General features: G+C 69.7%; 26 protein-coding genes and 1 riboswitch. Of the genes, 15 read left to right on the top strand and 11 right to left on the bottom strand.

Annotation, left to right across the window (positions count from 1 at the left end; translation table 11 throughout):
* The first annotated feature begins 2 nt into the window (after window positions 1–2).
* Window positions 3–767, top strand: a complete 765-nt coding sequence (locus ACX80K_RS05680; protein WP_459270897.1) for an amino acid ABC transporter permease — start codon at window positions 3–5, stop codon at window positions 765–767.
* On the top strand, window positions 764–1501 hold the full coding sequence (locus tag ACX80K_RS05675) for an amino acid ABC transporter ATP-binding protein (protein WP_459270896.1): 738 nt from the start codon (window positions 764–766) through the stop codon (window positions 1499–1501). The genes ACX80K_RS05680 and ACX80K_RS05675 overlap by 4 nt, the downstream gene beginning before the upstream one ends.
* Window positions 1502–1610: 109 nt before the next feature.
* Here the strand turns inward: ACX80K_RS05675 and ACX80K_RS05670 are convergent, their stop codons facing one another.
* Genes ACX80K_RS05670 through ACX80K_RS05660 form a run of 3 tightly spaced genes read right to left on the bottom strand, consistent with a single transcriptional unit; the run spans window position 1611 to window position 4494 of the window.
* Window positions 1611–2408 (bottom strand): energy-coupling factor transporter transmembrane component T family protein, encoded by a 798-nt coding sequence (locus tag ACX80K_RS05670; protein ID WP_459270895.1) that lies wholly within the window; start codon window positions 2406–2408, stop codon window positions 1611–1613.
* Complete coding sequence (locus ACX80K_RS05665) at window positions 2405–3889, bottom strand: ABC transporter ATP-binding protein (RefSeq protein ID WP_459270894.1); 1485 nt, start codon at window positions 3887–3889, stop codon at window positions 2405–2407. Before ACX80K_RS05665 ends, ACX80K_RS05670 begins: the two co-directional genes overlap by 4 nt.
* The gene (locus ACX80K_RS05660; RefSeq protein WP_459270893.1) at window positions 3886–4494 is read right to left on the bottom strand and encodes an ECF transporter S component; all 609 of its coding nucleotides are present in this window, start codon (window positions 4492–4494) and stop codon (window positions 3886–3888) included. Before ACX80K_RS05660 ends, ACX80K_RS05665 begins: the two co-directional genes overlap by 4 nt.
* 61 nt (window positions 4495–4555) lie before the next feature.
* Window positions 4556–4680: riboswitch (TPP riboswitch) on the bottom strand.
* A gap of 144 nt (window positions 4681–4824) precedes the next feature.
* Between ACX80K_RS05660 and ACX80K_RS05655 the strand changes: the two genes are divergently transcribed.
* Window positions 4825–5085 (top strand): DUF4235 domain-containing protein, encoded by a 261-nt coding sequence (locus ACX80K_RS05655; RefSeq protein WP_459270892.1) that lies wholly within the window; start codon window positions 4825–4827, stop codon window positions 5083–5085.
* Window positions 5086–5159: 74 nt separating this feature from the next.
* Here ACX80K_RS05655 and ACX80K_RS05650 read toward each other — a convergent pair whose 3' ends face one another.
* Window positions 5160–6287, bottom strand: coding sequence for an FUSC family protein (locus ACX80K_RS05650; protein WP_459270891.1), 1128 nt, complete (start codon window positions 6285–6287; stop codon window positions 5160–5162).
* 149 nt (window positions 6288–6436) lie between these two features.
* Here ACX80K_RS05650 and ACX80K_RS05645 point away from each other — a divergent pair, with 149 nt between their 5' ends.
* Window positions 6437–6691 (top strand): hypothetical protein, encoded by a 255-nt coding sequence (locus ACX80K_RS05645; protein ID WP_459270890.1) that lies wholly within the window; start codon window positions 6437–6439, stop codon window positions 6689–6691.
* Here the strand turns inward: ACX80K_RS05645 and ACX80K_RS05640 are convergent.
* The 4 genes from ACX80K_RS05640 to ACX80K_RS05625 all read right to left on the bottom strand — a co-directional run bounded on the left by ACX80K_RS05640 (window position 6688) and on the right by ACX80K_RS05625 (window position 10786).
* Window positions 6688–8172, bottom strand: coding sequence for an amino acid permease (locus ACX80K_RS05640; RefSeq protein WP_459270889.1), 1485 nt, complete (start codon window positions 8170–8172; stop codon window positions 6688–6690). The two genes, ACX80K_RS05645 and ACX80K_RS05640, sit on opposite strands and share 4 nt — an antisense overlap.
* Window positions 8173–8304: 132 nt before the next feature.
* A complete protein-coding gene (locus ACX80K_RS05635) occupies window positions 8305–9855 on the bottom strand; it encodes an arsenic transporter (protein ID WP_459270888.1) in 1551 nt (516 codons plus the stop codon).
* A 180-nt stretch (window positions 9856–10035) separates the two neighbouring features.
* The gene (locus tag ACX80K_RS05630; protein WP_459270887.1) at window positions 10036–10458 is read right to left on the bottom strand and encodes an arsenate-mycothiol transferase ArsC; all 423 of its coding nucleotides are present in this window, start codon (window positions 10456–10458) and stop codon (window positions 10036–10038) included.
* 43 nt (window positions 10459–10501) lie between these two features.
* Complete coding sequence (locus tag ACX80K_RS05625; RefSeq protein WP_459271374.1) at window positions 10502–10786, bottom strand: ArsR/SmtB family transcription factor; 285 nt, start codon at window positions 10784–10786, stop codon at window positions 10502–10504.
* 286 nt (window positions 10787–11072) lie between these two features.
* Between ACX80K_RS05625 and ACX80K_RS05620 the strand changes: the two genes are divergently transcribed.
* The 9 genes from ACX80K_RS05620 (at window position 11073) to ACX80K_RS05580 (ending at window position 19883) form a co-directional block, all read left to right on the top strand.
* Window positions 11073–11537, top strand: a complete 465-nt coding sequence (locus ACX80K_RS05620; protein WP_459270886.1) for an arsenate reductase ArsC — start codon at window positions 11073–11075, stop codon at window positions 11535–11537.
* A 54-nt stretch (window positions 11538–11591) separates the two neighbouring features.
* Complete coding sequence (gene trxB, locus ACX80K_RS05615) at window positions 11592–12569, top strand: thioredoxin-disulfide reductase (protein WP_459271373.1); 978 nt, start codon at window positions 11592–11594, stop codon at window positions 12567–12569.
* Window positions 12562–14013 (top strand): NAD(P)-binding domain-containing protein, encoded by a 1452-nt coding sequence (locus tag ACX80K_RS05610; protein ID WP_459270885.1) that lies wholly within the window; start codon window positions 12562–12564, stop codon window positions 14011–14013. The genes trxB and ACX80K_RS05610 overlap by 8 nt, the downstream gene beginning before the upstream one ends.
* 87 nt (window positions 14014–14100) lie before the next feature.
* Window positions 14101–14751, top strand: coding sequence for an arsenate-mycothiol transferase ArsC (locus tag ACX80K_RS05605; protein ID WP_459270884.1), 651 nt, complete (start codon window positions 14101–14103; stop codon window positions 14749–14751).
* 86 nt (window positions 14752–14837) lie between these two features.
* Entirely contained in the window at window positions 14838–15485 is a 648-nt protein-coding gene (locus ACX80K_RS05600; RefSeq protein ID WP_459270883.1) for a 4a-hydroxytetrahydrobiopterin dehydratase, read from the top strand.
* A gap of 21 nt (window positions 15486–15506) precedes the next feature.
* Window positions 15507–17120, top strand: coding sequence for an FAD-dependent monooxygenase (locus ACX80K_RS05595; protein ID WP_459270882.1), 1614 nt, complete (start codon window positions 15507–15509; stop codon window positions 17118–17120).
* Complete coding sequence (locus ACX80K_RS05590; protein WP_459270881.1) at window positions 17117–17458, top strand: UBP-type zinc finger domain-containing protein; 342 nt, start codon at window positions 17117–17119, stop codon at window positions 17456–17458. The genes ACX80K_RS05595 and ACX80K_RS05590 overlap by 4 nt, the downstream gene beginning before the upstream one ends.
* Window positions 17459–17732: 274 nt before the next feature.
* A complete protein-coding gene (locus tag ACX80K_RS05585; RefSeq protein ID WP_459270880.1) occupies window positions 17733–18023 on the top strand; it encodes a hypothetical protein in 291 nt (96 codons plus the stop codon).
* A gap of 129 nt (window positions 18024–18152) precedes the next feature.
* Complete coding sequence (locus ACX80K_RS05580) at window positions 18153–19883, top strand: alpha/beta fold hydrolase (protein WP_459270879.1); 1731 nt, start codon at window positions 18153–18155, stop codon at window positions 19881–19883.
* Window positions 19884–20186: 303 nt separating this feature from the next.
* Here ACX80K_RS05580 and ACX80K_RS05575 read toward each other — a convergent pair whose 3' ends face one another.
* Complete coding sequence (locus tag ACX80K_RS05575; protein ID WP_459270878.1) at window positions 20187–20864, bottom strand: GAF domain-containing protein; 678 nt, start codon at window positions 20862–20864, stop codon at window positions 20187–20189.
* Window positions 20857–22962, bottom strand: a complete 2106-nt coding sequence (locus ACX80K_RS05570) for a putative bifunctional diguanylate cyclase/phosphodiesterase (protein WP_459270877.1) — start codon at window positions 22960–22962, stop codon at window positions 20857–20859. Before ACX80K_RS05570 ends, ACX80K_RS05575 begins: the two co-directional genes overlap by 8 nt.
* Before the next feature lie 248 nt (window positions 22963–23210).
* Here ACX80K_RS05570 and ACX80K_RS05565 point away from each other — a divergent pair, with 248 nt between their 5' ends.
* Window positions 23211–23981 carry a TetR/AcrR family transcriptional regulator C-terminal domain-containing protein gene (locus tag ACX80K_RS05565; RefSeq protein WP_459270876.1) on the top strand — a complete coding sequence of 257 codons (771 nt, stop codon included), beginning with the start codon at window positions 23211–23213 and terminating at the stop codon, window positions 23979–23981.
* Window positions 23982–24091: 110 nt separating this feature from the next.
* On the opposite strand, the gene ACX80K_RS05560 is transcribed toward ACX80K_RS05565, so the two are convergent.
* Window positions 24092–24904: a GAF domain-containing protein gene (locus tag ACX80K_RS05560; protein ID WP_459270875.1), complete on the bottom strand. Its 813-nt coding sequence runs from the start codon at window positions 24902–24904 to the stop codon at window positions 24092–24094.
* Between the two features lie 222 nt (window positions 24905–25126).
* Between ACX80K_RS05560 and ACX80K_RS05555 the strand changes: the two genes are divergently transcribed.
* Window positions 25127–25813, top strand: coding sequence for an ANTAR domain-containing protein (locus ACX80K_RS05555; protein WP_459270874.1), 687 nt, complete (start codon window positions 25127–25129; stop codon window positions 25811–25813).
* Window positions 25814–25840 lie beyond the last annotated feature (27 nt).

The following is a 25840-nucleotide window of genomic DNA, read 5'->3' as shown; positions in this document are numbered from 1 at the left end:
GCATGGATGCCCTCGAACAGCTCGGCAAGACGTTCTTCGACTGGGAGGCGATGGCCGCAGTCCTGCCCGACCTCCTGACCGTCGGACTGCCGAACACGCTCATGCTCGCCCTGGCCTCAGGGATCATCGGGACGATCGTCGGCATGATCCTCGCGATCATGGGGATCTCGCGGAACCGGGTGCTGCGGTGGATCGCCCGCATCTACACGGACATCTTCCGCGGGCTGCCCGCCGTCGTGATCATCCTGCTCATCGGTCTGGGGCTCGGCCCGATCCTCCGGCAGGTCACGGGCAGCACCAGCCCGTACCCCCTGGGCATCCTCGCCCTCTCGCTGATCGCCTCGGCGTACATCGGCGAGATCTTCCGGTCCGGCATCCAGAGCGTGGAGAAGGGCCAGCTGGAGGCCTCGCGTGCCCTGGGCTTCAGTTACGGCTCGTCCATGCAGCTCGTGGTGGTCCCCCAGGGCGTGCGGCGCGTGCTGCCCGCCCTGGTGAACCAGTTCATCTCGCTCATCAAGGAGTCGTCGCTGATCTACTTCATCGGGCTCGTCGCCAGTGAGCGGGAGCTCTTCCGGGTCGGCAACGACGCGGCGAGCAACACCGGCAACCTGTCGCCGCTTATCGCGGCCGGGGTGCTCTACCTGTGCCTGACCATCCCGCTGACCCACCTGGTCAACTTCATCGACAACCGGCTCCGCGTGGGCAAGAAGCAGAAGCCCGAACCGGACGAACTGGCCGCGAAGATCGGCGAAGGAGCGAAGGCGTGACGACTCTCGAATCGGGAACCCTGACCGGGCAGAACCTGCACCTGTCCTTCGGCACCAACCACGTGCTGCGCGGGATCGACCTGCACGTGGAGCAGGGCACGACGGCGTCCGTCATCGGCCCGTCGGGCTCCGGGAAGTCGACGCTCCTGCGCGTCCTGAACCGGCTGATCGAACCGGACGAGGGGGACATCCTGCTCGACGGCCGGTCCGTTCTCAAGGACAACCCGGACGAGCTGCGCCGGCGCATCGGCATGGTGTTCCAGCAGTTCAACCTCTTCCCGCACAAGACGGTGCTGGAGAACGTCTCGCTGGCCCTCCGGAAGCTCCGCCGGATGTCGGCCGGCGAGGCGCGGGAGAAGGCCCTCGCCCAGCTGGACCTCGTGGGCCTGAAGCACAAGGCCGACGTCCGTCCGGGCAACCTCTCGGGCGGGCAGCAGCAGCGCGTGGCCATCGCCCGAGCGCTCGCCATGGACCCCGAGGTGATGTTCTTCGACGAGGCGACCTCCGCCCTGGACCCCGAACTCGTCAAGGGCGTCCTCGCCCTCATGGCGGATCTCGCGACGGCGGGCATGACCATGGTCGTCGTCACCCACGAGATGGGTTTCTCGCGCAACGTCTCGGACACCGTGACCTTCATGGATGCCGGCGTCGTGGTGGAGACCGGCCCACCGGCCGCGCTCTTCGACGATCCGCAGACGCCGCGCCTGAAGTCGTTCCTCTCGGACGTGCTCTAGGAACCATCCAGTCCCGTACCGGGGGTCCGCTTCGGCGGGCCCCCGTTCCGTGTGTCGTGCCCGCGGCCTTCCGTGGCGTTCGGGACGACCGGGAGCCCCGGGATCCCCGTCAGGACAGCAGGAAGTTCCACGTCCCGGCCAGCACCGCCGCCGTCACCGCGCCCGCGGCGATGAGCAGCCCGACGCCGGCGACGACGGCGTCGAGGCCCGAGAAGGTGCTCGTCCGGGCCCAGGTGCGGGGCCCGCCGCCGAAGCCGCGCGCCTCCATCGCCGTCGCGAGCCGGGTGGCCCGGCGGATGGCCTGCACGATCAGCCCGAAGGACTGCCCCAGGAGGTTCCGGGCGCGGGCGAGGACGGAGCCGTCCGAACCGATGCCGCGAGCATGCCGCGCGAGCCCGAGGGTCTCCCACTGCTCCACGAGGAGCCCCACGAGCCGCAGCGCTGCCAGCCCGCCGAGGACGAAGCGGTGCGGCAGGTGCAGCTTCTGCGCGAGGGCGTCGGCGAGGTCCGTGGGGTCCGTGGTGAGGAGGATGAAGATGCCCGGCAGTGCCAGCGCCAGTCCCCTCAGCCCGACGGCGACACCGGCCGCCACGGATCCCTCGGTGAACAGGAACGGCCCGGCGTCGAGCAGGACCGCCCCGGTCTTCTCGGCGAGCAGGGCGGTGCCGTAGGCGCCGACCACGGCGGCGACGAGGAGCGGCCAGATGCGCCGGGCGAGGCCGCCGATGCTGATGCCCAGCAACGGCATGAGGGCGAGCTCGCAGGCGAGGACCACTGCGGCGCTCACCCAGTCGATGCTGGCCAGGAGCGCCAGCGTGATCGCGACGGCGGCGAAGAGCTTGGACACGGGGTTGGCCCGCAGGAGTGTCCTCCCCGTGAGGACCGGGGTCAGGTAGTCGCCGCTCATCGGGACGCCAGCCGTCCTGCTCCGCCGGCGATGTGCAGGGTCGCTCCGCCGAGGGCGGCGATGAACTCGGCGTCGTGCGTCACCGAGAGGACGGCCACGCCGTCGTCGACGAGTTCACGCAGCAGGGTCACGAGCTCTGCCCACGTCAGGGCGTCCTGGCCGAACGTCGGTTCGTCGAGGATGAGGACGCGCGGGGCCGTGGCGAGCATCGTCGCGACGGACAGGCGCCGCTTCTCCCCGCCGGAGAGCGTGAACGGGTTGGCCTTCAGCAGGTGCGTGAGGCGCAGCCGCTCGGCGACCGCCCCGCTGCGGGCCGGATCCACGCCACCGGCCTGCCGCGGTCCGACGGCGAGCTCGTCCTCGACGCTCGCGGTGAGGAACTGGTGTTCGGGCTCCTGGAAGACGGTCCCGATGCGCTGGACGAGCTGCGCCGACCGCCAGCGGAGCGGGTCGCTGCCGGCCGATCCCGCCAAGGCCGGTGCGGCGGAGAGGTGTCCGGCGCGGGGGCGCAGCAGGCCCCCGAGCGTCAGGGCCGCCGTCGACTTCCCCGCACCGTTGGGTCCGGTGATGCTCAGGGCTCCCCCGGAGCGCACCTGCAGATCGAGGTCTCCGACGGCGACCGGACCGCGGCGGGTCCTGGCGACGCCCAGACCCTCCGCCGACAGGAGGGTCTCACCCCCTGGCCCCGCGGGCATCGTCCCCCCGACCGCCGGCGGACGGCCCGGCACCCACACTCCGGCGGCGGCGAGGCGCGCCCGGGTGGCCTCCTGCTCCAGCACGGCGCCCGGTGCGCCGTCGGCGAGGATGCCTCCCGCGGCATCGAGCACGATCACGCGGTCGACGACGTCGGCCCAGACGGCCACGCGGTGCTCGACGACGACGAGCGTGGCCCCGGTGCGGTCGAGCACGCGGACGACCGCGTCGCGGACCTCCAGGACGCCGGCGGGGTCGAGGTTCGCGGTGGGTTCGTCCAGCAGGAGCAGCCCGGGTTCCATCGCGAGGACGGAGGCGAGGGCCAGGCGCTGCTTCTGGCCGCCGGACAGCGCGGTGGTCGGATGGTCGAGGGCCAGGTCGAGGCCGACGTCGTCGAGCGCCCGGCCCACGCGACGCCAGATCTCCTCCCGCGGCACGGCGAGGTTCTCGGCGGCGAAGGCCACCTCGTCGCCCACGCGCGCGAGGACCACCTGGGTCTCCGGGTCCTGGAGCACGAGCCCGGCCCTCCCCCGCACCGCGGCGGGCGAGGCGCCGTCGAGCAGGAGTGCGCCCTCCTGCTCGCCCTCGTCGTGGCTCCCGAGCAGCCCGGCCAGGCCGTGGAGAACCGTGGACTTGCCGGCTCCGGAGGCACCGAGGAGCAGGACGCGGTCCCCTGGCTGGAGGTCGAGGTCCAGGTGGCGTGCGGCGAAGGCCCTGCGGCCTGCGTGGCGCCACCCCCATCCCCGGGCGCGGACGTGCACGGGGCCCGGGGACGGGGCTGCCGTCACACGTCCGCCGTGCGGCCCGCGGCGAAGGCGGACAGGACGCCCGTCCTCGCGAGTCCGCGCATGGCCAGCCAGGACAGCAGGCCCGCGATGAGGATGCCGGACATGCCGGCGAACAGCGCGTAGAGGACCTTGAACTCGAACGCCCAGAGCGCGTTGTAGAGGATGTTCTCGCTGATCGCGAGCGCCAGGCCCGCCCCGAGCCCGGCGAGCAGCGCGACCGGGAGGTTCCACCGGCGGTAGAGGAAGAGCAGGAAGACGAGCTCGGCCCCCGCGCCCTGGATGGCGCCGGAGAGCAGCACGCTGATGCCGAACTGGGTGCCGATGAGGGCCGAGACCGCCGCGGCGAGGATCTCGCAGTAGATGGCGGCACCGGGCTTGCGGATGATGAGCCCGCCGAGCACGCCCGCGATGAGCCAGCCGCCCGTGTACAGGCCGCCGAGCGGCGGGAAACCGGCCGTGAGGAGACTGATGCCCGAGTAGCCGGCGGACCATGCGAAGAACAGCACGCCGACGGCGACGGCGATGACCGACGCCACGACGATGTCGACGACGCGCCACTGCCGGGTGGGTGTCGGGGTGCCCGGAAGGGCTGTTGATGATGCCATGGGATTCCTCCTGGGATGCAGGAGGGGAGGGCGACGGGCCGTCGCCGAAGCGATGTCCGTGCACCCTGAGAACTCGACTCCCTTCGCCGGTACTAGCCGGATCAGGTTCGAGGGTCTGCGGCGGTCCGCACTCTCAGCGCCCGCTCCGGCAGCATGCTGCGGATCGGCGCTCCCCTGTCGTTGTTGGTTGAGCGCTACCGATCCTACACCGGCGGATCGCGGCGCCGTGCGCCGGTTCCCGGGTCTCGGTGACCCGCCGGCCTTCCCTGCGAAGGGGCGCGGAGCACGACTAGGCTAGGGCGAGGACTATTCGGACCAGAAGGAGAAACCATGACCCTGGTGTTCAAGTTGCTCGGCGTCGGCATGAGCGTCGCTGCGGGCTTCGTCGGAACGAAGCTCGTCGACTTCCTGTGGGAGAAGATCACGGGCGAGGCGCCCCCGAAGAGCAAGGACGGGCTCGAGAACACGCTGCGTTCCGCCCTGGTGTTCGCCATCGTCTCGGGTGCCGTGAGCACCACGATCCAGGTGCTCACCAACCGCTCCACGCAGAAGGCCATCGACCGGTTCTCGAAGACCCGCGACCTGACCTGACCCGCCTGACCTGACCCGCCGCGGAAGGGGAGGAGGGACACCCGAGCCGGGCGTTCCTCCTCCCCTGCGTCGTCCTACTCCGCGCCCTCGATGTGCAGCCCGGGTGTCACCGCCTGCACGATGCGATGCAGGCTCATGGCGATCGCGGCCGCGGCACCGAAGGGCAGGTCCCTGGACGACGACTCGTAGGCTGCGGCCGCCAGCTCCCTCAGGCTGTCCTGCGCCGTCCGGAGCGTGGCGGCATCGTCCTCCTCGACCGTCCAGAGATCGAGGACGTCCCCCACCGCGGTGAAGGCACGCTGGAGGGGCGGCCGCACCGCCTCCGGGATCGGGTACTCGCGGGGCGTCCCGTGCAGCCCGTCCTGCAGCATGTTGGTGATGTTCAGGGTGTGGGCCGCGACGACCTCCAGGACCTCGACGTGCTCGTAGTCGCGCTGCACGTCGCGCGGGTGGAAGCGCCGTCGGACATTGCCCTTCCGGCTCTCGTCCGCGTACTGGAGGGCGTCCCGCGCGTTCCGGGCGGACGCCGTGAGGTCGTCCCGCCGCTCCGACCAGCGCGGGTCGTCCGCGACCCAGTTCTCCTCGAGGGCCTCGCCCATCTCCTGCAGCTGCCGCGCCGCGGTCCTGCGGAGGCGGCTCATCTGGCCGACGGCGTCGTTCAGGTGGAGCGGCGGCAGGATCAGCGCGCTCACCGCGAGCCCCACGCCCACCCCCACCACCGTCTGGACGAAGTAGCCCAGCGAGTAGCCGAGGTTCTCGTTGCCGATGACGAGGACGAACAGCCCGGCGGAGGCGATCCCCGAGCCGCCGCCCGCCGTCCTCCTCAGGGCACCCGCGAGCAGCACCCCCACCCCGACGACGAAGGCGATCGTCCCCCAGTTCGGCTCTCCGGCCCAGACCGCGATGTGGGCCAGGACGATCCCGATGGTGAGGCCGATGACGGTCTGCAGCCCGGACTTCAGCGTTCCCGCGACCGTCGGATAGATCGCGAGCAGCGCACCGAGCGGCGCGTAGTAGGGGTACCGGGAGGCCTCCCCCGGGATGGCGAGCGCGATGGTCCAGGCGAGCGCGGCGGCGAGGGCGGCCTTCGCCGCGAGCAGGAGCTGGGGGTTGAGCACCGCGGAGCGCAGGCGGTCCTTCAGGTCGTCGTCGAGGCGGGCGGCGAGGACGCCACGGTCGGAGGGGATCCTGTTCTTGGCCATCCTGCAGTATCGCAGCCGCGCATGGGAGGGGCTGGGCGCGTCGGGGTCACCGTCCCGGAAACCCGTGGGATGACGCCCTTTCCGTCTCAGGGATGACGCGCCGGGAGGCACCGGTCCTTACGCTGGACGGGTCGACGGAAGGACGCGGCATGCGGTTCGTGCACAGCAGGGCCCTCTGGTTCGTGGCCACCGTGCTGGTGGTGACGCCGATCCTCGTCGCTGCCCACACCGAGACCGGCCGGGGGCTGCAGGCCGCGGTCCTCCTCAGCCTCGCGACGGCGGCGGCGATCGGAGGCCTCAACGCGGCCCTCCTCGGTCGCCGCAAGCACCCGCCGGCGATCGGCCGGGACGCACGAAGGACCGCCCCGGGCGGGACGGTCCTTCAGCGCGGACAGGGGGACTAGGCGCGCGTCGAGCGGGCTGCCTGCTCGCTGCGCACGAGCGCCCGGTGCTCCTCGATGCGTGCCTGCTGGAGCGGCGTCCTGCTGTTCAGGAACCACGCACCCCCGAGCAGGATGAACCAGAGCGGTGCCACGAACAGCGCGAGGCGGGTGTCCTCGGCCTGCGCGAGGGCCACGAGCATGAACAGGAAGAACGCCAGAACCACGTACGGCATGAACGAGGACCCGGGCATCTTGAACGTAGACCGCTCGTGCAGTTCGGGCCGGCGACGGCGGAACGCCAGGTAGCTGATGAGGATCATGGACCAGACGAACATCGTCAGGACCGAGGCCACCGAAGTGACGATGGTGAAGGCGCCGATGACGGAATCGCCCGAGTAGAGCAGGACCAGCCCGGCGAGCAGGAAGATGCAGGAGAACAGCAGGGCGTTCTGCGGCACCTTGCGGGAGCTGAGCCTGCCGAACGACTTCGGGGCGTTGCCGTCCTGTGCGAGTCCGAAGACCATGCGGGACGTCGAGTAGATGCCCGAGTTGGCGCTGGAGGCGGCCGATGTCAGCACGACGAGGTTCACTACGATGGCGGCGACGCCGAGGCCGGCGAGCGTGAACATGCCGATGAACGGGCTGTTCGCGGCGTCGATGGTCCGCCACGGGTTGACCGCCATGATGACGGTGAGCGCTCCGACGTAGAAGAGCAGGACGCGGATGGGGATCGAGTTCACGGCGCGGGGCAGCGTCTTCTCGGGATCCTTCGTCTCCGCGGCCGCGGTACCGACGAGTTCGATGCCGGCGAACGCGAAGATCGCGATCTGGAAGCCGAGGATGAAGCCGAAGAGGCCGTGCGGGAACATGCCGCCGTCGTTCCAGAGGTTGGCGAGGTCCGCGACCTGGCCGCCGGGTGACTGGAAGCGCGTGGCGATCATGACGATGCCGGTGACGATCAGGGCGAGGATCGCGACCACCTTGATGATGGCGAACCAGAACTCGGCCTCGCCGAACGCCTTCACGGTCGGGAGGTTCAGGAGCACCAGGACCACGGGGGTGGCGAGCGCAGGGATCCACAGCGGGGTCCCGGGCGCGAGGATGTCCACGTAGCCGGCGATGGCCACGATGTCGGCGACGCCGGTGACCACCCAGAAGAACCAGTAGGACCAGCCCGTGAAGAATCCGGCCCAGGGGCCGAGGAGGTCGCCGGCGAAGTCGCTGAAGGACTTGTACTCGAGGTTGGAGAGCAGGATCTCGCCCATGGCGCGCATGACGAAGAACAGCATGAAGCCGATGATCATGTAGACGAAGATCACCGAGGGGCCGGCGAGCGAGATGGTCTTGCCGGAGCCCATGAAGAGGCCGGTGCCGATGGCCCCGCCGATGGCGAGCAGCTGGATGTGGCGGTTGCTCAGGGACCTGCTGAGGTGCGGTGACGCGTGCTGGTCGCCGACGGCGCGGGCCGTGGAGACCTGCGCCGGGGAAGCGGATTCAGGCATGGGGTATGGGTTCCTTCCGCGGTCGCAGGGCATGCGGTGATGCTGCGAGCGCGTGGGTCGGGACGTTGGGGGCAGACCTAAAACCCTGAACGGTCCGCGGGCGTGAGTCAAATCACGGGCGCGCCGCCCGGGTCAGGCGCCGACGACGGTGAGCCATCCGGCAAGGGCCAGGAGGGTGACGACCAGGACCGGGATCGTCAGGACGATACCGGTGCGGAAGTACTGACCCCAGCCGATGTGGATGCCCTTGCGGTCCAGCACGTGGAGCCACAGGAGCGTCGCAAGGCTCCCGATGGGGGTGATCTTCGGGCCGAGGTCGGAGCCGATCACGTTCGCGTAGATCATCGCCTCCTGCGTCAGCCCGGTGGCGCCGGCGGAGCCGATGGCGAGGGCGGCGATGAGGACGGTGGGCATGTTGTTCATCAGGGACGCGAGGACGGCGACGATCACGCCGACACCGAGGGCGGTGACGAGCACACCGTTGTTGCCGACGGCCGAGAAGACGCCGGCGAGCCGATCGGTGAGGCCCTGGTTCCGCAGCCCGTAGACGACCAGGTACATGCCGAGGGAGAACAGGACGACCTGCCAGGGCGCCTCCCTCAGGATCCGCGGGACCGAGATCCTGCCCGAGATGGCGTCCGGCGGGCCGCCGTCCGCCGCTCCACCCCCGGCACCGAGGACTGCTTCATCGCGGCCGGCCCCACCGGCGGCGGGGGAGGTCCTCGGCGTGCTTCCGGTCGTGGAGCGGTGCACTGCTCCGACTGTCTCGAAATCCGGGTCCGGCGCTCCGCCCGCAGCATCAACCGACCTCCGTGCCGCCCCCGCCCCAGCGCTGACGGAGGCTGCGGCGCGGGGGAAGGCGCGGGGGAAGAGGAAGGCGGGTCGGCGGGAGGCGACGAGCATGAGGACGACGGCTCCGACGCCCGCGACGGCGGAGAGCGGGATGTGCAGGGGTTCGGCTGCGAAATAGCCCACCAGCAGTACCCCGAGGACCACCCAACCGGTCCTGAAGGTCAGCGGATCCGCGATGGCGGAACCCGGGCTCGACAGGACGGTGACGTCGTAGTGGCGCGGGATGACCTTGCGGAAGAACAGGAGCAGGACGCCGAGGCTCGCGGCGACGGACACCACGCCGACCGGCACCATGACGACGGCGTAGCGGGCGAAGCCGATGTCGAAGAAGTCGGCGGTGACGATGTTCACGAGGTTCGACACGACCAGGGGTAGGCTGCCGGCGTCGGCGATGAACCCGCAGGCGATGACGAAGGCGAGCGATGCCTTGGCCGGGAACTTCAGGGCGACGAGCATCTGGATGACGATCGGCGTGAGGATCAGCGCCGCCCCGTCATTCGCGAAGACCGCTGCGATGGCTGCCCCGAGCAGCACGACGAGGGTGAACAGCAGTCGTCCGTTGCCGCGTCCCCACCGTGCGACGTGCAGTGCCGCCCAGGTGAAGAACCCGGATTCGTCGAGGATCAGGGAGATGATGACGATCGCCACGAACGCGAACGTCGCGTTCCAGACGATGTCCCACACGATGGGGATGTCGGACAGGCTCACGACGGTGGTGAGCAGCGCGACCGCGGCCCCACCGAGGGCGGACCAGCCGATGCCGAGGCCGCGAGGCTGCCAGATGACCAGGGTCAGGGTGGCGAGGAAGATCAGGACGGCGACCACGGTCATGGCGGCAGGGCTCCTTGGGGAGGACGACGTAGGAGAAACCCACGGAAGGACACGTGCAGGACTCGAGCAGGGAGGGAAGGAGACGGGCGGGCAGGACGTCGGACGCAGGGGATCAGCCGTCGCAGCGGGTTCCGTTCGGTGGCGAGCCTGCGCCCCGGGACGTGGGCCGCTGCGCGCCCCCTATGCGGTGGTGAGGGTGGCGTGCAGGGTGGTGACGCGGGCGAGGATGTCGTCGCGGACGAGCCGCATCCGTTCGATGCCGTCGATGCCCCGGTCACTGGGCTCGTCGGTCTCCCAGCGTTCGTAGAGGGTGCCCGGGACCTCGTCGACCTGGGCTTCGGCGCCGAGGATCACGACGACGTCCGCCTGGTCCTGGTCCTCGGCGGTGATCCGGCGGGGGACGTTCCGGCTGATGTCGACTCCCACCTCGGCGAGGACCTCCGCGGAGAGCGCGTTGACGGCGGAGCCTGGCATCGTTCCGGCCGACGCCGTCGTGACGGAACCTCCGGCGACCTTGTCCATGAGGCCGGCAGCCATCTGGGACTTGCCGCCGTTCTTCACGCACACGAACAGGACGGAGGGCGTGTCGGTCTTGAAGCTCACAGGGATGCTCGATTCTTCTGAACGGGCTGGAAAGGGTGCTGAGTCATCGGGCTTCGGTGAGGACACCGGCAAGGGAGTCCAGGGCGCCGGGCACGATGGAGAAGTAAGCCCAGACGCCGCGCTTCTCGCGGTGCAGGATGCCCGCATCGACGAGGATCTTCAGGTGATGCGACACCGTCGGCTGGCCCAGGTCCAGAGGCTCCGTGAGGTCGCAGACACACGCCTCGTTCTCGGGACTGGAGGAGATCAGGGACACCAGTCGCAGACGGTTCGGATCAGCGATCGCCTTGAACTGCTTCGCCAGTTCTTCGGCCCGATCAGCACTCATCGCCGGAGCCCCGGACGGCACGCAGCAACGATCTCCACCGGCTGCCTCAGGTCGCGCTGCAGCAGCCGCCCCGGCTGGTTCAGGGTCCGTCGCTCTGGGCTCGGAGATCGTCGTCATGAGCCCAGCATACCCTTGCATTGACAACCGTCGATATGTCTACCCATACTCAGTATCGACGCCAATCGATTTCCGCTCCGATACCGCCACACGAGGTATCGGGGCCGAGTCCTACTCTCCACGCGCCGACCCCGGCCCCCCGGCGACGGTCGCTGAACGAAGGATCACCATGACCACTGAACCTGCAGCTGTCGCGACCACCGACCGGAAGCCATCGGTCCTGTTCGTCTGCGTGCACAACGCGGGCCGTTCCCAGATGGCTGCGGCCTACCTGAACCACCTGTCCGAGGGGCGCATCGACGTCCTGTCGGCCGGGTCCCAGCCCGCGGACCAGGTCAACCCGGCCGCCGTCGAGGCGATGAAGGAGGAGGGCATCGACATCACGGCCGAGACCCCGAAGATCCTCACTCCCGAAGCGGTCAAGGCCTCCGACGTCGTCGTGACCATGGGATGCGGGGACGAGTGCCCGTACTTCCCGGGCAAACGGTACGAGGACTGGGTCCTCGAGGACCCGGCCGGCAAGGGCGTCGAGTCCGTCCGCCCGATCCGCGACGAGATCAAGGGCCGCATCCGGCAGCTCATCAGCGAACTCCTGCCCGCCACCAGCGCGAGCACCGGTACGCCGAGCGCCTGACCCGCAGGCACTCATCGTTCGTCGCAGGATTCGAAAGGCACCGTCATGACAGGCATGCAGCAGGAGAAGATCATCATCGTTGGCTCCGGTCCCGCAGGCTACACGGCAGCGATCTACGCCGCACGGGCCGGCTTGGCGCCCAGGGTCATCGCCGGCGCTGTCACCGCAGGAGGAGCGCTGATGAACACCACGGAGGTCGAGAACTTCCCCGGCTTCACCGACGGCATCCAGGGACCCGAGCTGATGGAGAACCTCCGCGGGCAGGCCGAACGTTTCGGCGCGGTCATCGACTACGACGACGCCGCCACCGTGGACCTGACCGGGACCACCAAGACCGTCACCACGCTGAGCGGGATCACCTATCAGGCGCCGGCCGTGATCCTCGCGACCGGCTCCGCGTACAAGGAACTCGGCCTGCCGGATGAAAAGCGCCTCTCGGGCCGGGGTGTGTCGTGGTGCGCGACGTGCGACGGGTTCTTCTTCCGCAGCCAGGACATCATCGTCGTCGGCGGCGGGGACTCCGCGATGGAGGAAGCCCTGTTCCTCACCCGCTTCGCGGGCACTGTCACCGTCGTCGTCCGCGGCTCCGCGCTCCGGGCCTCGAAGATCATGGCGCAGCGGGCCATGGACAACGAGAAGATCCGCTTCGCATATACCAGCGCCATCACCGCCATCCACGGCGATGCGAAGGTCACCGGTGTCACCCTCACCGACACCATCACCGGAGATACCCGGGACCTGGCGGCGACCGGGATCTTCGTGGCCATCGGCCACCTCCCCCGCACCGACCTCGTCCAGGGGCAGGTCACCCTCGATGACGACGGATACATCGTCGTCGACTCGCCCACCACCCTGACGAACGTCCACGGCGTCTTCGCCTGCGGGGACGCGGTGGACCACCGCTACCGGCAGGCCATCACCGCAGCCGGCTCCGGTTGCGCCGCAGCACTGGACGCCGAACGGTACATCGCCGCCCTCGAGGACGCCCCCAGCATCGCCACCGCCCTCATCGAGGAGAACGCCCATGTCTGACACCCCCGACACCCCAGACCTCGCTGATCTGCCGGTCGCCGTCATCGGCGCCGGGCCGATAGGCCTGTCCGCGGCCGCGAACCTCCGCGAACGTGGTCTGACCCCGATCGTCCTCGAGCAGGGCGAGAGCGTCGGCGCGGCGATCCGGCAGTGGGCGCACATCCGCCTCTTCTCGCCCTGGCAGTACGACATCGACCCCGCGGCCCGGCGGCTCCTCGAGCCCACGGACTGGATCGAACCGCGGCAGACAGCCCTCCCCTACGGACGTGAGCTGGTGGAGTCCTACCTCGAACCCCTCGCCGCCATCCCGTCGATCGCCGAGACGCTCCACTTCAAGAGCACGGTCACCGCGATCACCCGCCACGGTATGGACAAGACCCGCACCAGGGACCGCGACATCACGCCCTTCCTCGTCCGCGTGACCAGCCCCGAGGGCACGGCCGATCACCTCGTGCGCGCCGTCATCGACGCCTCCGGCACGTGGAGCCGGCCCAACCCCCTCGGGCAGGCAGGACTGCCGGCCACCGGCGAGGACACCGTCGCCGAGCTGATCACCTCCGCGTTGCCCGACGTCGTCGGTGCGGAGCGGGAACGCTTCGCCGGCCAGACGGTCCTGGTCGTCGGAGCCGGACATTCGGCCGCGAACACGCTGATCAACCTCGGGCAGGTCGCGAAGAACGAACCCGGCACCAGGATCCTGTGGGCGGTGCGTGGCAGCGGATCCGCGCAGCGCCTCTACGGCGGCGGGGACCTCGACGGACTGCCTGCCCGCGGCGCCCTCGGCAGTCGGCTGCGCACGCTGGTCGACGATGGCGTCGTCGAGTTGATCGCCCACTTCACCATCACCACCCTCGAGAGCACCGACGGGCGTCTTGCGGTCACAGCGTCGACACCGGACGGCCTCCGCACCCTCGAGGTCGATGTCCTCGTGCCCGCCACCGGGTTCCGGCCCGACCTGGACATGCTGCGCGAGCTGCGCCTCGAGCTCGATCCGGCCGTCGAGGCGCCGCGCGCCCTCGGCCCCCTGATCGATCCTGAATTCCACTCCTGCGGGACGGTCCCGGCCCACGGCGCGGACGTCCTCGCCCACCCCGAGAAGGACTTCTACCTCGTCGGCATGAAGTCCTACGGGCGGGCTCCGACCTTCTTGCTCGCCACCGGCTACGAGCAGGTCCGTTCCGTCACCGCGGCGATCGCCGGTGACACCGAGGCCGCGTCCCGGCTGCAGCTCGAGCTCCCCGAGACAGGAGTCTGCAGCACCGACCTCGGCGGCTCCTGCGACACCCCCGCAACCATGCCCAGGAAGGCCGGCCAGGCCCTTGAAGGGTCCTGTGGAACCGACACATCAGGTGATGCGGGCGGGTGCTGCTCCGCACCTCAGCTGCTCACCATCGGATTTCCCACCGGCGCAGCACACGGCCGCTCGGGAGACGCCGACCACTGACCTACCTGTCGGCGCTGGATACAAGCAGATCAAGGGAGGACCCGGTAGGCAGACCCGCCTGGCGGGCAGAGCACCAGGAAGGACACCATGAGCACGCTGTCGCCAGCCGATGACCCCACCGGCACACAGGAGCATGTCCTGCACCGCATCTGCGACGAACTCGCAGCAGCATTCGACGGGGTCTTCAGCCCCGAGATGGTCGAGCGCTACGTCTTCGAGTCCTACACCGCCCTCGCCCGCACGGCGAAGATCAAAACCTACCTGCCGATCATCACGCGCCGGTTCGCCCGCGACCGGCTCAGCGCCCTCGCCCACGCCCAGGGCAAGCGACCCAGCGGCGTGCCGGAAGTCCTCTTCGTCTGTGTCCAGAACGCAGGCCGGTCCCAGATGGCCGCAGCCCTGCTCAGGGATCTCACCCAGGGTGCGGTGAATGTACGCTCCGCAGGCTCCATGCCCGCCGAGCACCTCGACGAGAACGTCGTCACCGCCATGCACGAGATCGGCCTGAACCTCGACGAGCAATTCCCCAAACCCCTCACCGACGACGTCGTCCGGGCGGCTGACGTCGTCATCACCATGGGCTGCGGAGACACCTGCCCCATCTATCCCGGCAAGAAGTACGAGGACTGGAACATCAGCGACCCCGCCGCCATGGACCTCGAAGGAGTCCGCACCGTTCGCGAGGTGCTCAGAACCAGGGTCGACAACCTCGCGTCGCAACTCGTGCACCTGCCCTAGCCGCTCGACCAGCGCCCGGCCGGCTCCGGGGCGGAGCCGCTGTCGGGGGCCTTCTCTCGCCCTCCGGACAGCGGCATACTTGCCGCATGACGATCCTCGGCACCCAGGACATCCTCGACGCAGGACTCGACGACTGGCGCAAACTCGCACAGGCCCTGCACGCCCGTTTCCTGACGCGCGACTTCGCCACGGGCCTCACGTTCGTCTCCGCCATCGGCGACCTCGCCGAGGACGCGGGCCACCACCCCGACGTCACGCTCACCTACCCCCACGTCGATGTGAAGCTGCTGAGCCACGACGCGTCAGGGGTGACGCAGCGCGACGTCGAGCTCGCCCGCCGCATCAGCGCCGTCGCCGCGGAGCGGGGCGTCGCCGCCGACCCCGCGGCCCCCGCCGTCGTCGAGCTCGCGCTCGACACGGCCGATGTCGCCGCCATCGGACCGTTCTGGGCGGCCCTGCTGACCGGTGACGCGGGCGCGGCGGACGGGGACGACGTCGCGGACCCGGGCGGGCAGGTGCCGCTCCTGTGGTTCCAGCACACCGACGCGCACGAGACCCCGCGGCAGCGCTTCCACCTGGACGTGTGGGTACCGCACGACGTGGCCGGAGCGCGTATCGCCGCGGCGGTCGCCGCCGGGGGCACCGTGGTCGACGACGACGCTGCCCCCGCCTTCACCGTGCTGGCGGACGCCGAGGGCAACCGGGCGTGCGTCTGCACCATGCTCGAACGCTGAACGGCTGATCCGGAGACGACGATGGCACACGAGGGCACGGCACAGGAGAACATCGAGGTCCTCGTGGTCGGCGCCGGTCCCACGGGGCTGATGCTGGCGAACTGGCTGGTGAAGCTGGGGGTGCGCATCGCGGTGATCGACGGCAAGGACGGGCCGACCGTGGAGTCACGGGCGCTCGGCGTGCATTCGCGGTCGATGGAGATCTACGACCAGCTCGGCGTCATCGACCGCGTGCTGGCCGAGGCCGTGCACGTGCAGTCGATCCGGCAGGGCTTCGAACGCGCATCGTTCGCGCCCGTCCCGCTCGGCAGGCTGGGCCGGGGCATCACGCCGTACCCCGGCCTGTACATCCTGGAGCAGAGCGCGAACGAGCGGGTCCTCGGCGACAACCTGCGCGCGCTCGGCGGCTCGGTGCTGTGGCAGCACCGGCTGTCGGCGCTGGAGCAGGTCGACGACGGCGTCCTCGCCGTCGTCGAGGGTGCTGCCGGGCCCTCGACGATCCGTGCGCGCTTCGCCGTCGGCTGTGACGGGGCGTCGTCCACCGTCCGCTCTCTATGCGGGACCGCCTTCGAGGGGACGACCAGCCGGCAGACCTTCTACCTCGTCGACGCGGTGGGCGTCGACGGGCTGAACTCCGCCTCCATCAACGTCCGCCTGGGCGCCACCGCCTTCCTCCTCGCGTTCCCCATGCGGCCTGCGGCAGACGGCCGGACGGGGCAGCGCCTGATCGGCATCGCCGGCGACGACGACGCCCCGGCCGTCACCGAGGAGTTCGCACGCGACCGGATGTCCGAGATGTTCGGCGTCACGTACGAGGGGTCCCGCTGGTACTCCACCTACCGCGTGCACCACCGGATCGCCGCGCACTTCCGGACCCGCTCCGTGTTCCTCGCCGGCGACGCGGCCCACGTGCATTCCCCGGTCGGCGCGCAGGGCATGAACACCGGGCTCCAGGACGCCCACAACCTCGCGTTCAAGCTCGACGACGTCGTGTCCGGGCGCGCCCCCGAGCCGCTCCTCGACCGCTACGAGGCCGAGCGCAGGCCCGTGGCCGTGCGCCTCCTGCAGACCACGGACACGGTGTTCCGTGGGGTCACGTCCGGCACGAGGCGCGCCGTCCTGGTGCGCCGGTACGTGCCGCGGGCGGTGCTGCCCGTGGCCCTCGCCGTGCTGCCCCGACTGCCGATCGGCCGCCGCCTCGCGGGGTACCTCGGCCAGGTGCGCATCCATTACCGGGTGGGCGGATCTCCCGAGGGGCGACGCAGGGACGCCGTCATCGGGCGCCGCCTCCCCTGGACCGGCGACAACTTCAGGGCGCTCCGATCCGCCACGTGGCAACTCCACCTCTACGCGGCGGACGACGCCGCGGCCCGCGAAGCCGTCCGCGCGGCCGAGGAACTCGGGCTCCCCCTGCACACCTTCGCGGCGACCGGCTCGACCCGCCTCCGGCCCGGCCTGCTGTACCTCGTGCGTCCCGACGGGTTCGTGGCTGCCGCAGCCGTTCCCGCGGAAGCGCCCTCGGCGTTCCGGGCGGCGCGGGCCTACCTCCCTTCCCCCTCGTCAGAACCCTCGTCGCAGCCCTCGTCACAACCCTCGTCGCAGCCCTCGTCACAATCCTCGGAAGGACGCTCATGACGGAATCCATCGACACAGGGGCGGCACCCTCCGGCACCGGCTGCCGGGACTGCGACGACGCGGGCGGCTGGTGGGTGCACCTGCGGCGATGCGCCGCGTGCGGTCAGGTGGGGTGCTGCGACAGTTCGCCGTCGCAGCATGCCTCCGCCCACGCCGAGAAGGCGGGACATCCGGTGGCCATGTCCTTCGAACCGGGTGAGGACTGGTTCTGGGACTACAGCACGCAGCAGTTCGTGGACGGTCCGGCCCTTCTGGAACCCACCAGCCGCCCGGCCGACCAGCCCGCACCCGGTCCCAAGGGACGTGTGCCGGCCGACTGGCGGCAGAGGATCCACTGACCCGCACCCCGCCCTGTTGGGCGGTGGTGCCGCTCGAGCCCCTGCTTCGCGAGGAAGGTGGTCAGGGCGCGGTTCCATTCGTCGGCGTGGCTGACGTTGCAGCCGTGCGGACCGATACCAAGCCGACTTGCTATCCCTGTCGCTACGCCGTAGCATCTACGGTGTAGAGCGACCGTTGAGCAAATGCGGATCTTTCGGCTCACATCCCCGAGAAGCAGCCCCCTGCGGGTCTTCTTGCCGTTTTCCGGCCCCTCACCCGTTTCAGGAGAAACCCTTGGCTAACAGCAACACCGCACACAACACCTCCACCACCGGCGATCGCGCCGTGGACCGCCGGTCGACCGAGACGAAGGCCTCGACGAAGACCACCGAGTTCTTCGCCTACATCGCCATGGTCATCGCGACCGTCGTCACGGCGCTCGTCGTCGGGGACGGCGACAGCGAGGACGGGATGGACATGTTCAACGCCCACCAGGGCATGGAACTCATCACCTACCTCACCATCGCCTACATGATCGCCCGTGGCCTGGCCAAGTCCGGCAGCCGCGAGCACTACAGCGCCTAGCACTTCCCGTCATCCCCGCACCGGAGCGACCCTCCGGTGCGGGGATGACGTATGTCCCGGCCGCCGACCCGGACCACCATGAACCCGACCCGGAGCGCCCGACCCGCCACGACCGACGGAGCCACCGATATGACGACCGAGACGACCGCCGACATCACCGTCGACCCCGCTGCCGACCCCACCGCGGAGGGAGCCGTTGAGGTGACCGACGTGGCCTCTGCCGTGCTCGCCCAGGATCGGCTGTCGTGCCGCGTGCACCTGTCACGGCGTGCCCCGGCGTCGGGACGCTCCCGGCCGCTCTTCGTGATGGTGCACGGGATCGGGATGTCCCACCGCTACTACGACAAGCTGCAGCGGAAGCTCATCGAGCACGGGGACACCCTCATCCTGGACCTCCCGGGTTTCGGCGGGACCGCGAAGCCCGACCGGCCCCTCGGCGTCGGGGACTACGCGGCCCTGATCGCGGAGGCGCTGGACGAGGAGGGCGTGCAGTCGTGCGTGGTGATCGGCCACTCGATGGGTGCGCAGTTCTCGACAGAGCTCGCCATCAGCCGCCCCGACCTGGTCTCCCACCTCGTCCTCATCGGTCCCGTCACCGACGTCGAGCACCGGTCTCCGATCAAGCACGCGCTGATGCTCGCCGCCGACACGCTGGTCGAACGCCCTGTCACGAACCTGATGGTCGCGACCGCCTATGCACAGTGCGGGATCCCCTGGTACCTGCAGGAGCTGCCCGTCATGCTCGGCTACCGCCTCGACGACAGGCTGCCCCTGGTGGCCTGTCCCGTCCTGGTCCTCCGGGGGTCCCTGGACATCATCGCCGGCCAGGACTGGTGCGAGAGGTTGAGCGGCGGCGCCCAGCAGGGTCGCCTCGTCTCCATCAGCGGTCAGCCGCACGCTGCGCATCGCGGGGGCGCCGCCACCGTCGCGACGGCCGTCCTCGATCTCGTCCACGACCATCCGTCGCTCCAGGGCCCGTCGGCGCCGGGCGCTCCGGACGCGGTCCCGGACGGTGGGACCACCCACTCGGACCGCTCGCTGAGGTCCTACCCCCTGGGGCCGGACACCCCGGCGAAGGCCGTCGAGCTGCGCAGCGTCACCGTCCAGGACCGGCAGTGCCGCTCCTATGTCATCGAACGCACCGCGAAGGGGAAGCGGACAGATCCCGGCGAAGGCCCGGCTCCCGTCTTCGTGCTCATCCACGGGATCGGGATGTCGCACCGCTACTTCCGCCGGCTCGGCTCGCTCCTGTCCGCCTACGGCGAGGTGCACCTGATCGACCTGCCCGGGTACGGATGGACGGGACGGCCGGCACACGCCTCCACCACGAAGGCGACGGCGGAACTCGTCGGGGCACTCCTCGACCAAGCAGGCGTCTCGTCCTGCGTCGTCGTCGGGCATTCCATGGGGGTGCAGAGCGCCACCGAACTCGCCCTCGAACGGCCCGACCTGGTGTCGCACCTCGTCCTGATCGGCGCCGCCGTCGACGCGGAACGCCGCACGGTCCACCAACAGGCCATGACGCTGGGCATCAACTCCGTCCTGGAGAAGCCGCTGCTGAGCATGGTGCAGTTCTTCGACGTGCTGCGGTGCGGACCACGCTGGTACCTCGCTCAACTGAAAATGGCGATGGGCTACCCCCTCGAGGACCGGTTGCCCCTGGCATTGCAGCCCGTCCTCGTGCTCCGTGGTTCACGCGACGTCGTCGCCGGAGCCGCCTGGTCCCGTAGGCTCGCCCGCGAGTCCAGGCGTGGGGAGGTCTCCATGATCGACGGGGCACCCCACGCCGCCCATCACAGTGCTCCCGACGCCGTGGCGGCCGCCGTCGTCGGCTTCCTCCGGGGCGGCCAGCGAGCCTGATCACGTGGCCGGCCCGTCGTCCGGCGGGCCGGCGAACCGGTCAGGGGTCGCGCGTTGCACGGCAGCGGCGACGGCGACAGGGTTCGGCCGGTTTCTCCCCATTCGACATCTCGGCCGATGTCTGCCCTACTGGGAAGTACGCCTACCAGGTCCAGCAGCGGGCCGGGCATGTGCAGAGGCGGCAGAGACGCGGTGCCAACGCCCGTATTCCTGCCTCCTCTGCTCCCCAAGGCCGTACGGCCCTGGCGAGATCGACGGACCGTCCACGACGACCTCCCGACCCCTGCCGGCCACTGCGGCGACTCACCTCAGGTGCGTGCTGAAATCGACGTGCCGCGCCAGGACGGCGTGTGCCGTCTCGCTGAGGGTCAGGTCGTTCGCGAAGGCGTGCGCCTTGAGCAGCAGCAGCGCATCGCTGACACTCGTGCGGGTCTGGGCGAGGACCATGCCCGTCGCCTGGTAGATCTCCCGCCCCCAGCTCTTCGGATCGGCGTGCAGCAGGTCTGCGCCGATGCCGGAGGCGAGTGCGGGGAGCTCCCTCTCCAGAACTGACGCAGTCCCGGCGACCAGGCGTGACGCCGTGGCCTGATGGGTGGGAAACCCCGTCTCCTCCCGTGAGTGCAGTGCGACGATCCCCAGGAACAGCGCATTCACGCTCAGGGGATACACGAAGAGCTCCCGCACGTCGAGCGATTGGACGGCGGTCCCGAAGAACGGCCACCGGGAGTGGTCGGCGGCGGTGAGGTCGGGCAACAGCACGGGTTCCCGGCTATCGGCCGCGACCCAGCGGGGCCCTTCACCCAGGTCGAACTGCAGCTCGTCGATCCTGCGGGCCGTGTCGTTGCTGGCATAGCCGACGAGCTGCACCGACGGCGACCCGAAGAGGGACATCGACGCCCCGTCGACCGGCAAGGCGTCGAGGAACGGTCGGCACAGGGCCGCGAACAGGCTCTCCGGGGCAGTGAGCGGGAGCTCATCCATGACTCATCACCCTCCCGCTCGGCGCTCCGCCGCCCGTCGACCGGCCGGCAGCCGTCACCCGCTGGGTGAACCAGTGGATGAGGGAGCGGCTCGAGGTCTCGCAGATGTGTCGGGGTGAGTGCTGCAGGGCATGCCATGATTCGACGTCCGGACCGGCATCGGTGCCCTGGAGGAACAGGGTGAGCGGGCATTCCTCCGGCGGCAGCGGATGCGGGGCGGCCAGGCGGGCGAACTGCCAGTGGTAGGCCAGGGCGCCGAGGGCCGTCTCCACCGGCGATCGGTGGAGCCCGAAGGTGAACGAGGCCAACCACCGCGCGCACTCCTCCGGCGCCATGGGTTCGGTGAAGAAGTAGCCCTGGCCGAGGGGTGCGCCGAGGACGATCGCTGCCTCGGTGAGGCTTCGTTCCTCCAGCCCCTCGATGACGACGTCGATCGCCAGGTCCCGGCCCATCTGGATGAGGGTCGCCATGAAGCTGAGCGTCTCCAGGGGCTTGGCGTAGACGTGCCTGAACAGTCCGCGGTCGAGCTTGATGGCACTGAAGGGGAAGGAGGACAGCCTCTGCAGACTGCTGTAGCCGGAGCCGAGGTCGTCCATGGCGAGGCCCACCCCGAGAGCTGTGAGTTCCTGCAGCGCGGCCCGCTGCGACTCCAGGGTCATGGTCTGGGATTCCAGCAGTTCCAGGCCCAGCCTGCCCGGGCGGATACCGCGGGTGTCGAGCAGGTCCTTCACGATCGCCGCCAGCGAACCGTCCTGCAGGATCTCGGGCGGCAGGTTCACCGACAGGTCGTGGTGGGTACCCGCGCCGTCCCAGGACCCGATGATCTCCAGTGCCTGCTCGAGGACGCCGACGAACAGCAAGCGCTGATCCTCCGTGTCCAGGTGGGGCAGGAACTCGCCGGGATACGCGATCCGCCCGTCCGGTAGCCTCAGCCGGGCCAACGCCTCGAGGAGGTGCACCGACCCGTCGCGGAGATCCACCACGGGTTGGAGGTGCACCACGATGTTCCCGCTGCGCAGGGCAGCTCGAAGGACGTCCGCTCCGACGGCGCGGCCTCGTGCAGGATCGTCGCCGTGGGCATCGGCGGGCGTGGCCGGCCGTGCCTGCGGGCCACGCAGGTCGGCAGGTGGATGGGCGGCGGTCTCCCACCAGGTCGACCTCGGGTGAGGCCTTTTCTTGATGGCGTAGAGGGCGTCGTCGGCACTGCGCAGGATCGTCCGGCTGTCGGTGCCGTCGTCGGGGACCAGCGCGATCCCCATGCTCATGCCGAGGGCCACCTGCTGCCCGTCCACGCTGAAGGGCTGCTCGACGGCACGGTGGAGCTCTCCGAGGATGCCCTGGAGGTCCCTGGGCGAGGTGTCCCGGGAGATGTCCCGGAGGATCAGGAGGAACTCGTCGCCTCCCATACGGGCGAGCAGATCCCCCTGGCGCAGGCGCGAGAGGACGCGGGACGCCCACTGCTGCAGCACGGAGTCCCCCGCGGCATGCCCGAGGGTGTTGTTCACGATCCGGAAGTCGTCCAGGTCGATCAGCCCGATCGCCGTCGTCAGGCCCCTGGAGGGAGAGCCCTCGACCGCTTCCTCCACGGCCCGCTCGGCCGCCGAACGGTTCGGGAGCCCTGTCACATGATCGTGGAGGGCCTGTGCCTCCAGCTGCTTGAGCAGGGCGATCTTGTTGCTGATATCGCGCTGGACACTCACGTAGTGGGTGACCTCGGATCCGTTCCCCACCCTCATCGGGATGACCCTCAGTTCGGTCCAGAACGCGGATCCGTCCTTGCGGTAGTTCAGCAACTCCCCCTCGAACACTTCCCCGGAGGCCAGGACGTCCCTCATCCGTCGCGTCATACCGGCGTCCGTGCCCGGTCCCTGCAGGATCCGGCAGTTCCGCCCCATGAGCTCGGCCGGCCGGTACCCGGTGATCGCCGTGAAGGAGGCCGACACGTGGACGATCGCCTGGGTGGAATCCGCGATCACCGCGATGTCCGCCGTCGCCGTCCGGGCCGCGGTGAGCACCGCCGTGAGGCCTCCGGCCTCGTGGCCCTCGGAGTCGCCGGTGCTGGCGCTGTCGCCTGCGCTTGTCTGCGGAAGCACGCTCATGGTTCCCATCGAGAGATCGGCTGGTGGAGGGACTGCTGCAGCCGTGCCCGGACGACCGGCAATCAGGGCGCGACGAGGCAGGGTGAAGGGGTGGGGTGTCAGCGGATGGGGCTCTCGGGTGCTGCTCAGGGCAGTGCCCGGCAGTATGCTCGAACTATGCCCTACACCATCGCTCTACGCTGTAGATGCTACGGCGTAGATTCACTGCTCGCAAGTCGACCCACCGAAGGGTGAAAGGGAGAATTCCGATGAGGGACCGCAAAGCATCGGCCGATGCAGATCCGGCCGATACGCCCGCAGATCCACCCCGGGCTACCGGCAGCACCGGGCGGGGCAAGGGCCGGCAGGGGGACGTCCGCCTGAACCGCGACATCGTCCTGCGGGCGGCCCTCGACCTGGTCGACGCGGACGGACTCGAAGCACTGTCCATGCGCCGGCTGGGGAACAGGCTCGGCAAGGACCCGATGGCCCTGTACCGGTATGCCGAGAACAGGGACGCGCTCCTCGACGGGCTGACCGAGCTCCTGCTCGACCAGTGGGTCGTGGCGAAGGCCGACGACTCGTCGTCCTGGCAGGGGCAGCTCCGCGAGGCCGCCCACGACTTCCGCGCCCTGGTCCTCGCGCACCGCCATGTCGTCCCGCTCCTGGTGACCCGCCCCCTGTCCACCCCCATGGGACTGAGGCCCCTGGGCGCATTGCGGCCCCTGGAGCAGATCCTGGCCGTCCTCAGCAGTGCCGGCTTCGAGCCGGCTGATGCCCTGCACGCATACCGCGCCTACTACGGTTTCCTGATCGGCCACATCCTCAACGAGCTCGAGGAATTCGTCGTCAACCCCGACGAGGACGAGCTCGGCCTGAAGCTGGGCCTCCACCGCCTGCCCAAGAAGGATTTCCCGCACCTGCGTGAGCTCGCACCGATGCTGCTGAACTACGACGGGGAGGCGGAACTCGAGCAGGGCATCACCATCCTGCTGCAGGGCCTCGAAGCGCAGCTGCGCACCTCGCCGACGTCGGACTGACGCACCCGCCGCAGGATCCGCCGCACCCGGAGCCCCCGGGCCACGACGCGGATCCTCGGCACGCGACGCGGAGGGCAGACGGCACGGCATCGTCGCTGCCACGACCCGGGTCATTCCTCCGGGACGTGGCCGGAGGCCGTGGAGGGCTCGGGATTGATCTCGTGCTCCACGAGACCCGCCAGCTTGCGCAGGAACCGGCCGTCGGCGGCGGAGAAGTCGCGTGGCTTCTGGTCGATGACGCACAGCGTGCCGACCGTCCACCCGCCGGGCCCCCGGAGCGGGTAACCGGCATAGAAACGGATGAACGGCTCACCCACGACGAGCGGATTCGTGCTGAAGCGCTCGTCCTCGAGCGCGTCCCTGATGATGAGCGGACCGGCGTTGCGGATCGTGGCATGACAGAAGGTGATCTCCCGCGGGAGGTCCTGTTCGATGGGCCCCATCACGGACTTCAGGAACATGCGTCGGTCATCGAGCAGCGCGATGATCGACGAGCTGACCCGGAAGTACTCCTTCGCCTGCTCCGTGTAGCGGTCGAAGCGGGCCTCGGGCTGCGAATCCATCAGTTGCGTCCGGTCCAAGGCCGCCAGGCGTTCGGTCTCCTGCTCCTCGACGCTGAACAGGAAGGCACCCATCGCGCCGAGGGCCCGCCGCGAGTCCTCGCCCGAGAGACCGGCCTCGTCCTCGGCGTCGGTCGGTACCCGGACCTGTACCGATGACAGCTCGAGCAATTCGTTCGTGGCTTCCGCGAGAAGATTCCGTTCGGACGCCGGGAGCGAGAGGAGGCCGGCCAGATATGCCTGGACCTCGAAGGCCGAGATCGCCCCGCCGAGCCCGTAGTAGCGCACCCACACGTCCTCGATGCTCAGGCCCGTCTCGGAGAGAGCGAACATGGTCATCTTGATCTGTACTCGCCCGTTCATGTGCACCTACAGGAGTCGACGGAAATTCCCCAGCCGGACTTCACCTCGCCACCGAGACCCACGATGATAAGCGCCCTTAGTACCCAAGGATAGCGGTCGTCGCCGGGTGGGAAGAACGCCGGACGCGCGTGTGCACTCAGCGGTTTGGTGTGCCTTGTTAGGCTGCTGGAAGATCCGGGTTAAGACGCTAGCCCTGATCCGAGTACGTCGAACGGCTTCTCCATGTCTTCCACCCTTGAACCCTCGCTCGAACCCACGGAACCCTTCGTGCCCCTGTCCGGGGCCGTGTCCAGTGTCGAGTACTTCATCGACTGCCCCACCGGCACCGTCGAGCACTACTTCGCCGACGACACCTACACCTGGTCCGACGAGCTGTACCGGATCCACGGCTACGAACGTGGTGACATCGTGCCCACCCTGGCGCTCGGGATGTCCCACTTCGTCCCCGCGGACCGGGACGCCGTCCGCGCGTTCTGGACCCAGGCCACCACGGTCGGCGGACCGGCCTCGGTCTACGCCTCCCTGCTCGACCTCACCGGGAACACCCGCAAACTCCTCATCTCCGCGGACCTGATCCTCGACGACGAGCAGGAACCGATCGGGGTGTGGGCCCTGGTCGTGGATCTCACCCGGTCGATCCACGCCGACACGCACCGGCTCGCCAACGAAGCCGTCGCCGCGTCCGCGGTCAGCCGGGCCGTGATCGAGCAGGCCAAGGGCATCCTCATGGGACGTGCCGGCCTCACCGCCACCGAGGCCTTCGAGCGGCTCTCCTCCTACAGCCAGCGCACCAACCGGAAAGTCGTCGTCATCTCCCAGGAGATCATCGACCGGGCCGTGACCCTCACCCGCGAGCACCGGCACCAGTCCCGCACCGACGCCCTGGTCGACCTCTTCGACGCCCTCTGACATCCGCCCCCCCCGAGGGGGAACCCG

This window comes from Arthrobacter sorbitolis (assembly GCF_054510995.1).
Note: the sequence above shows the minus strand (reverse complement) of the source record. Positions and strands in the feature narration are given on the sequence as shown.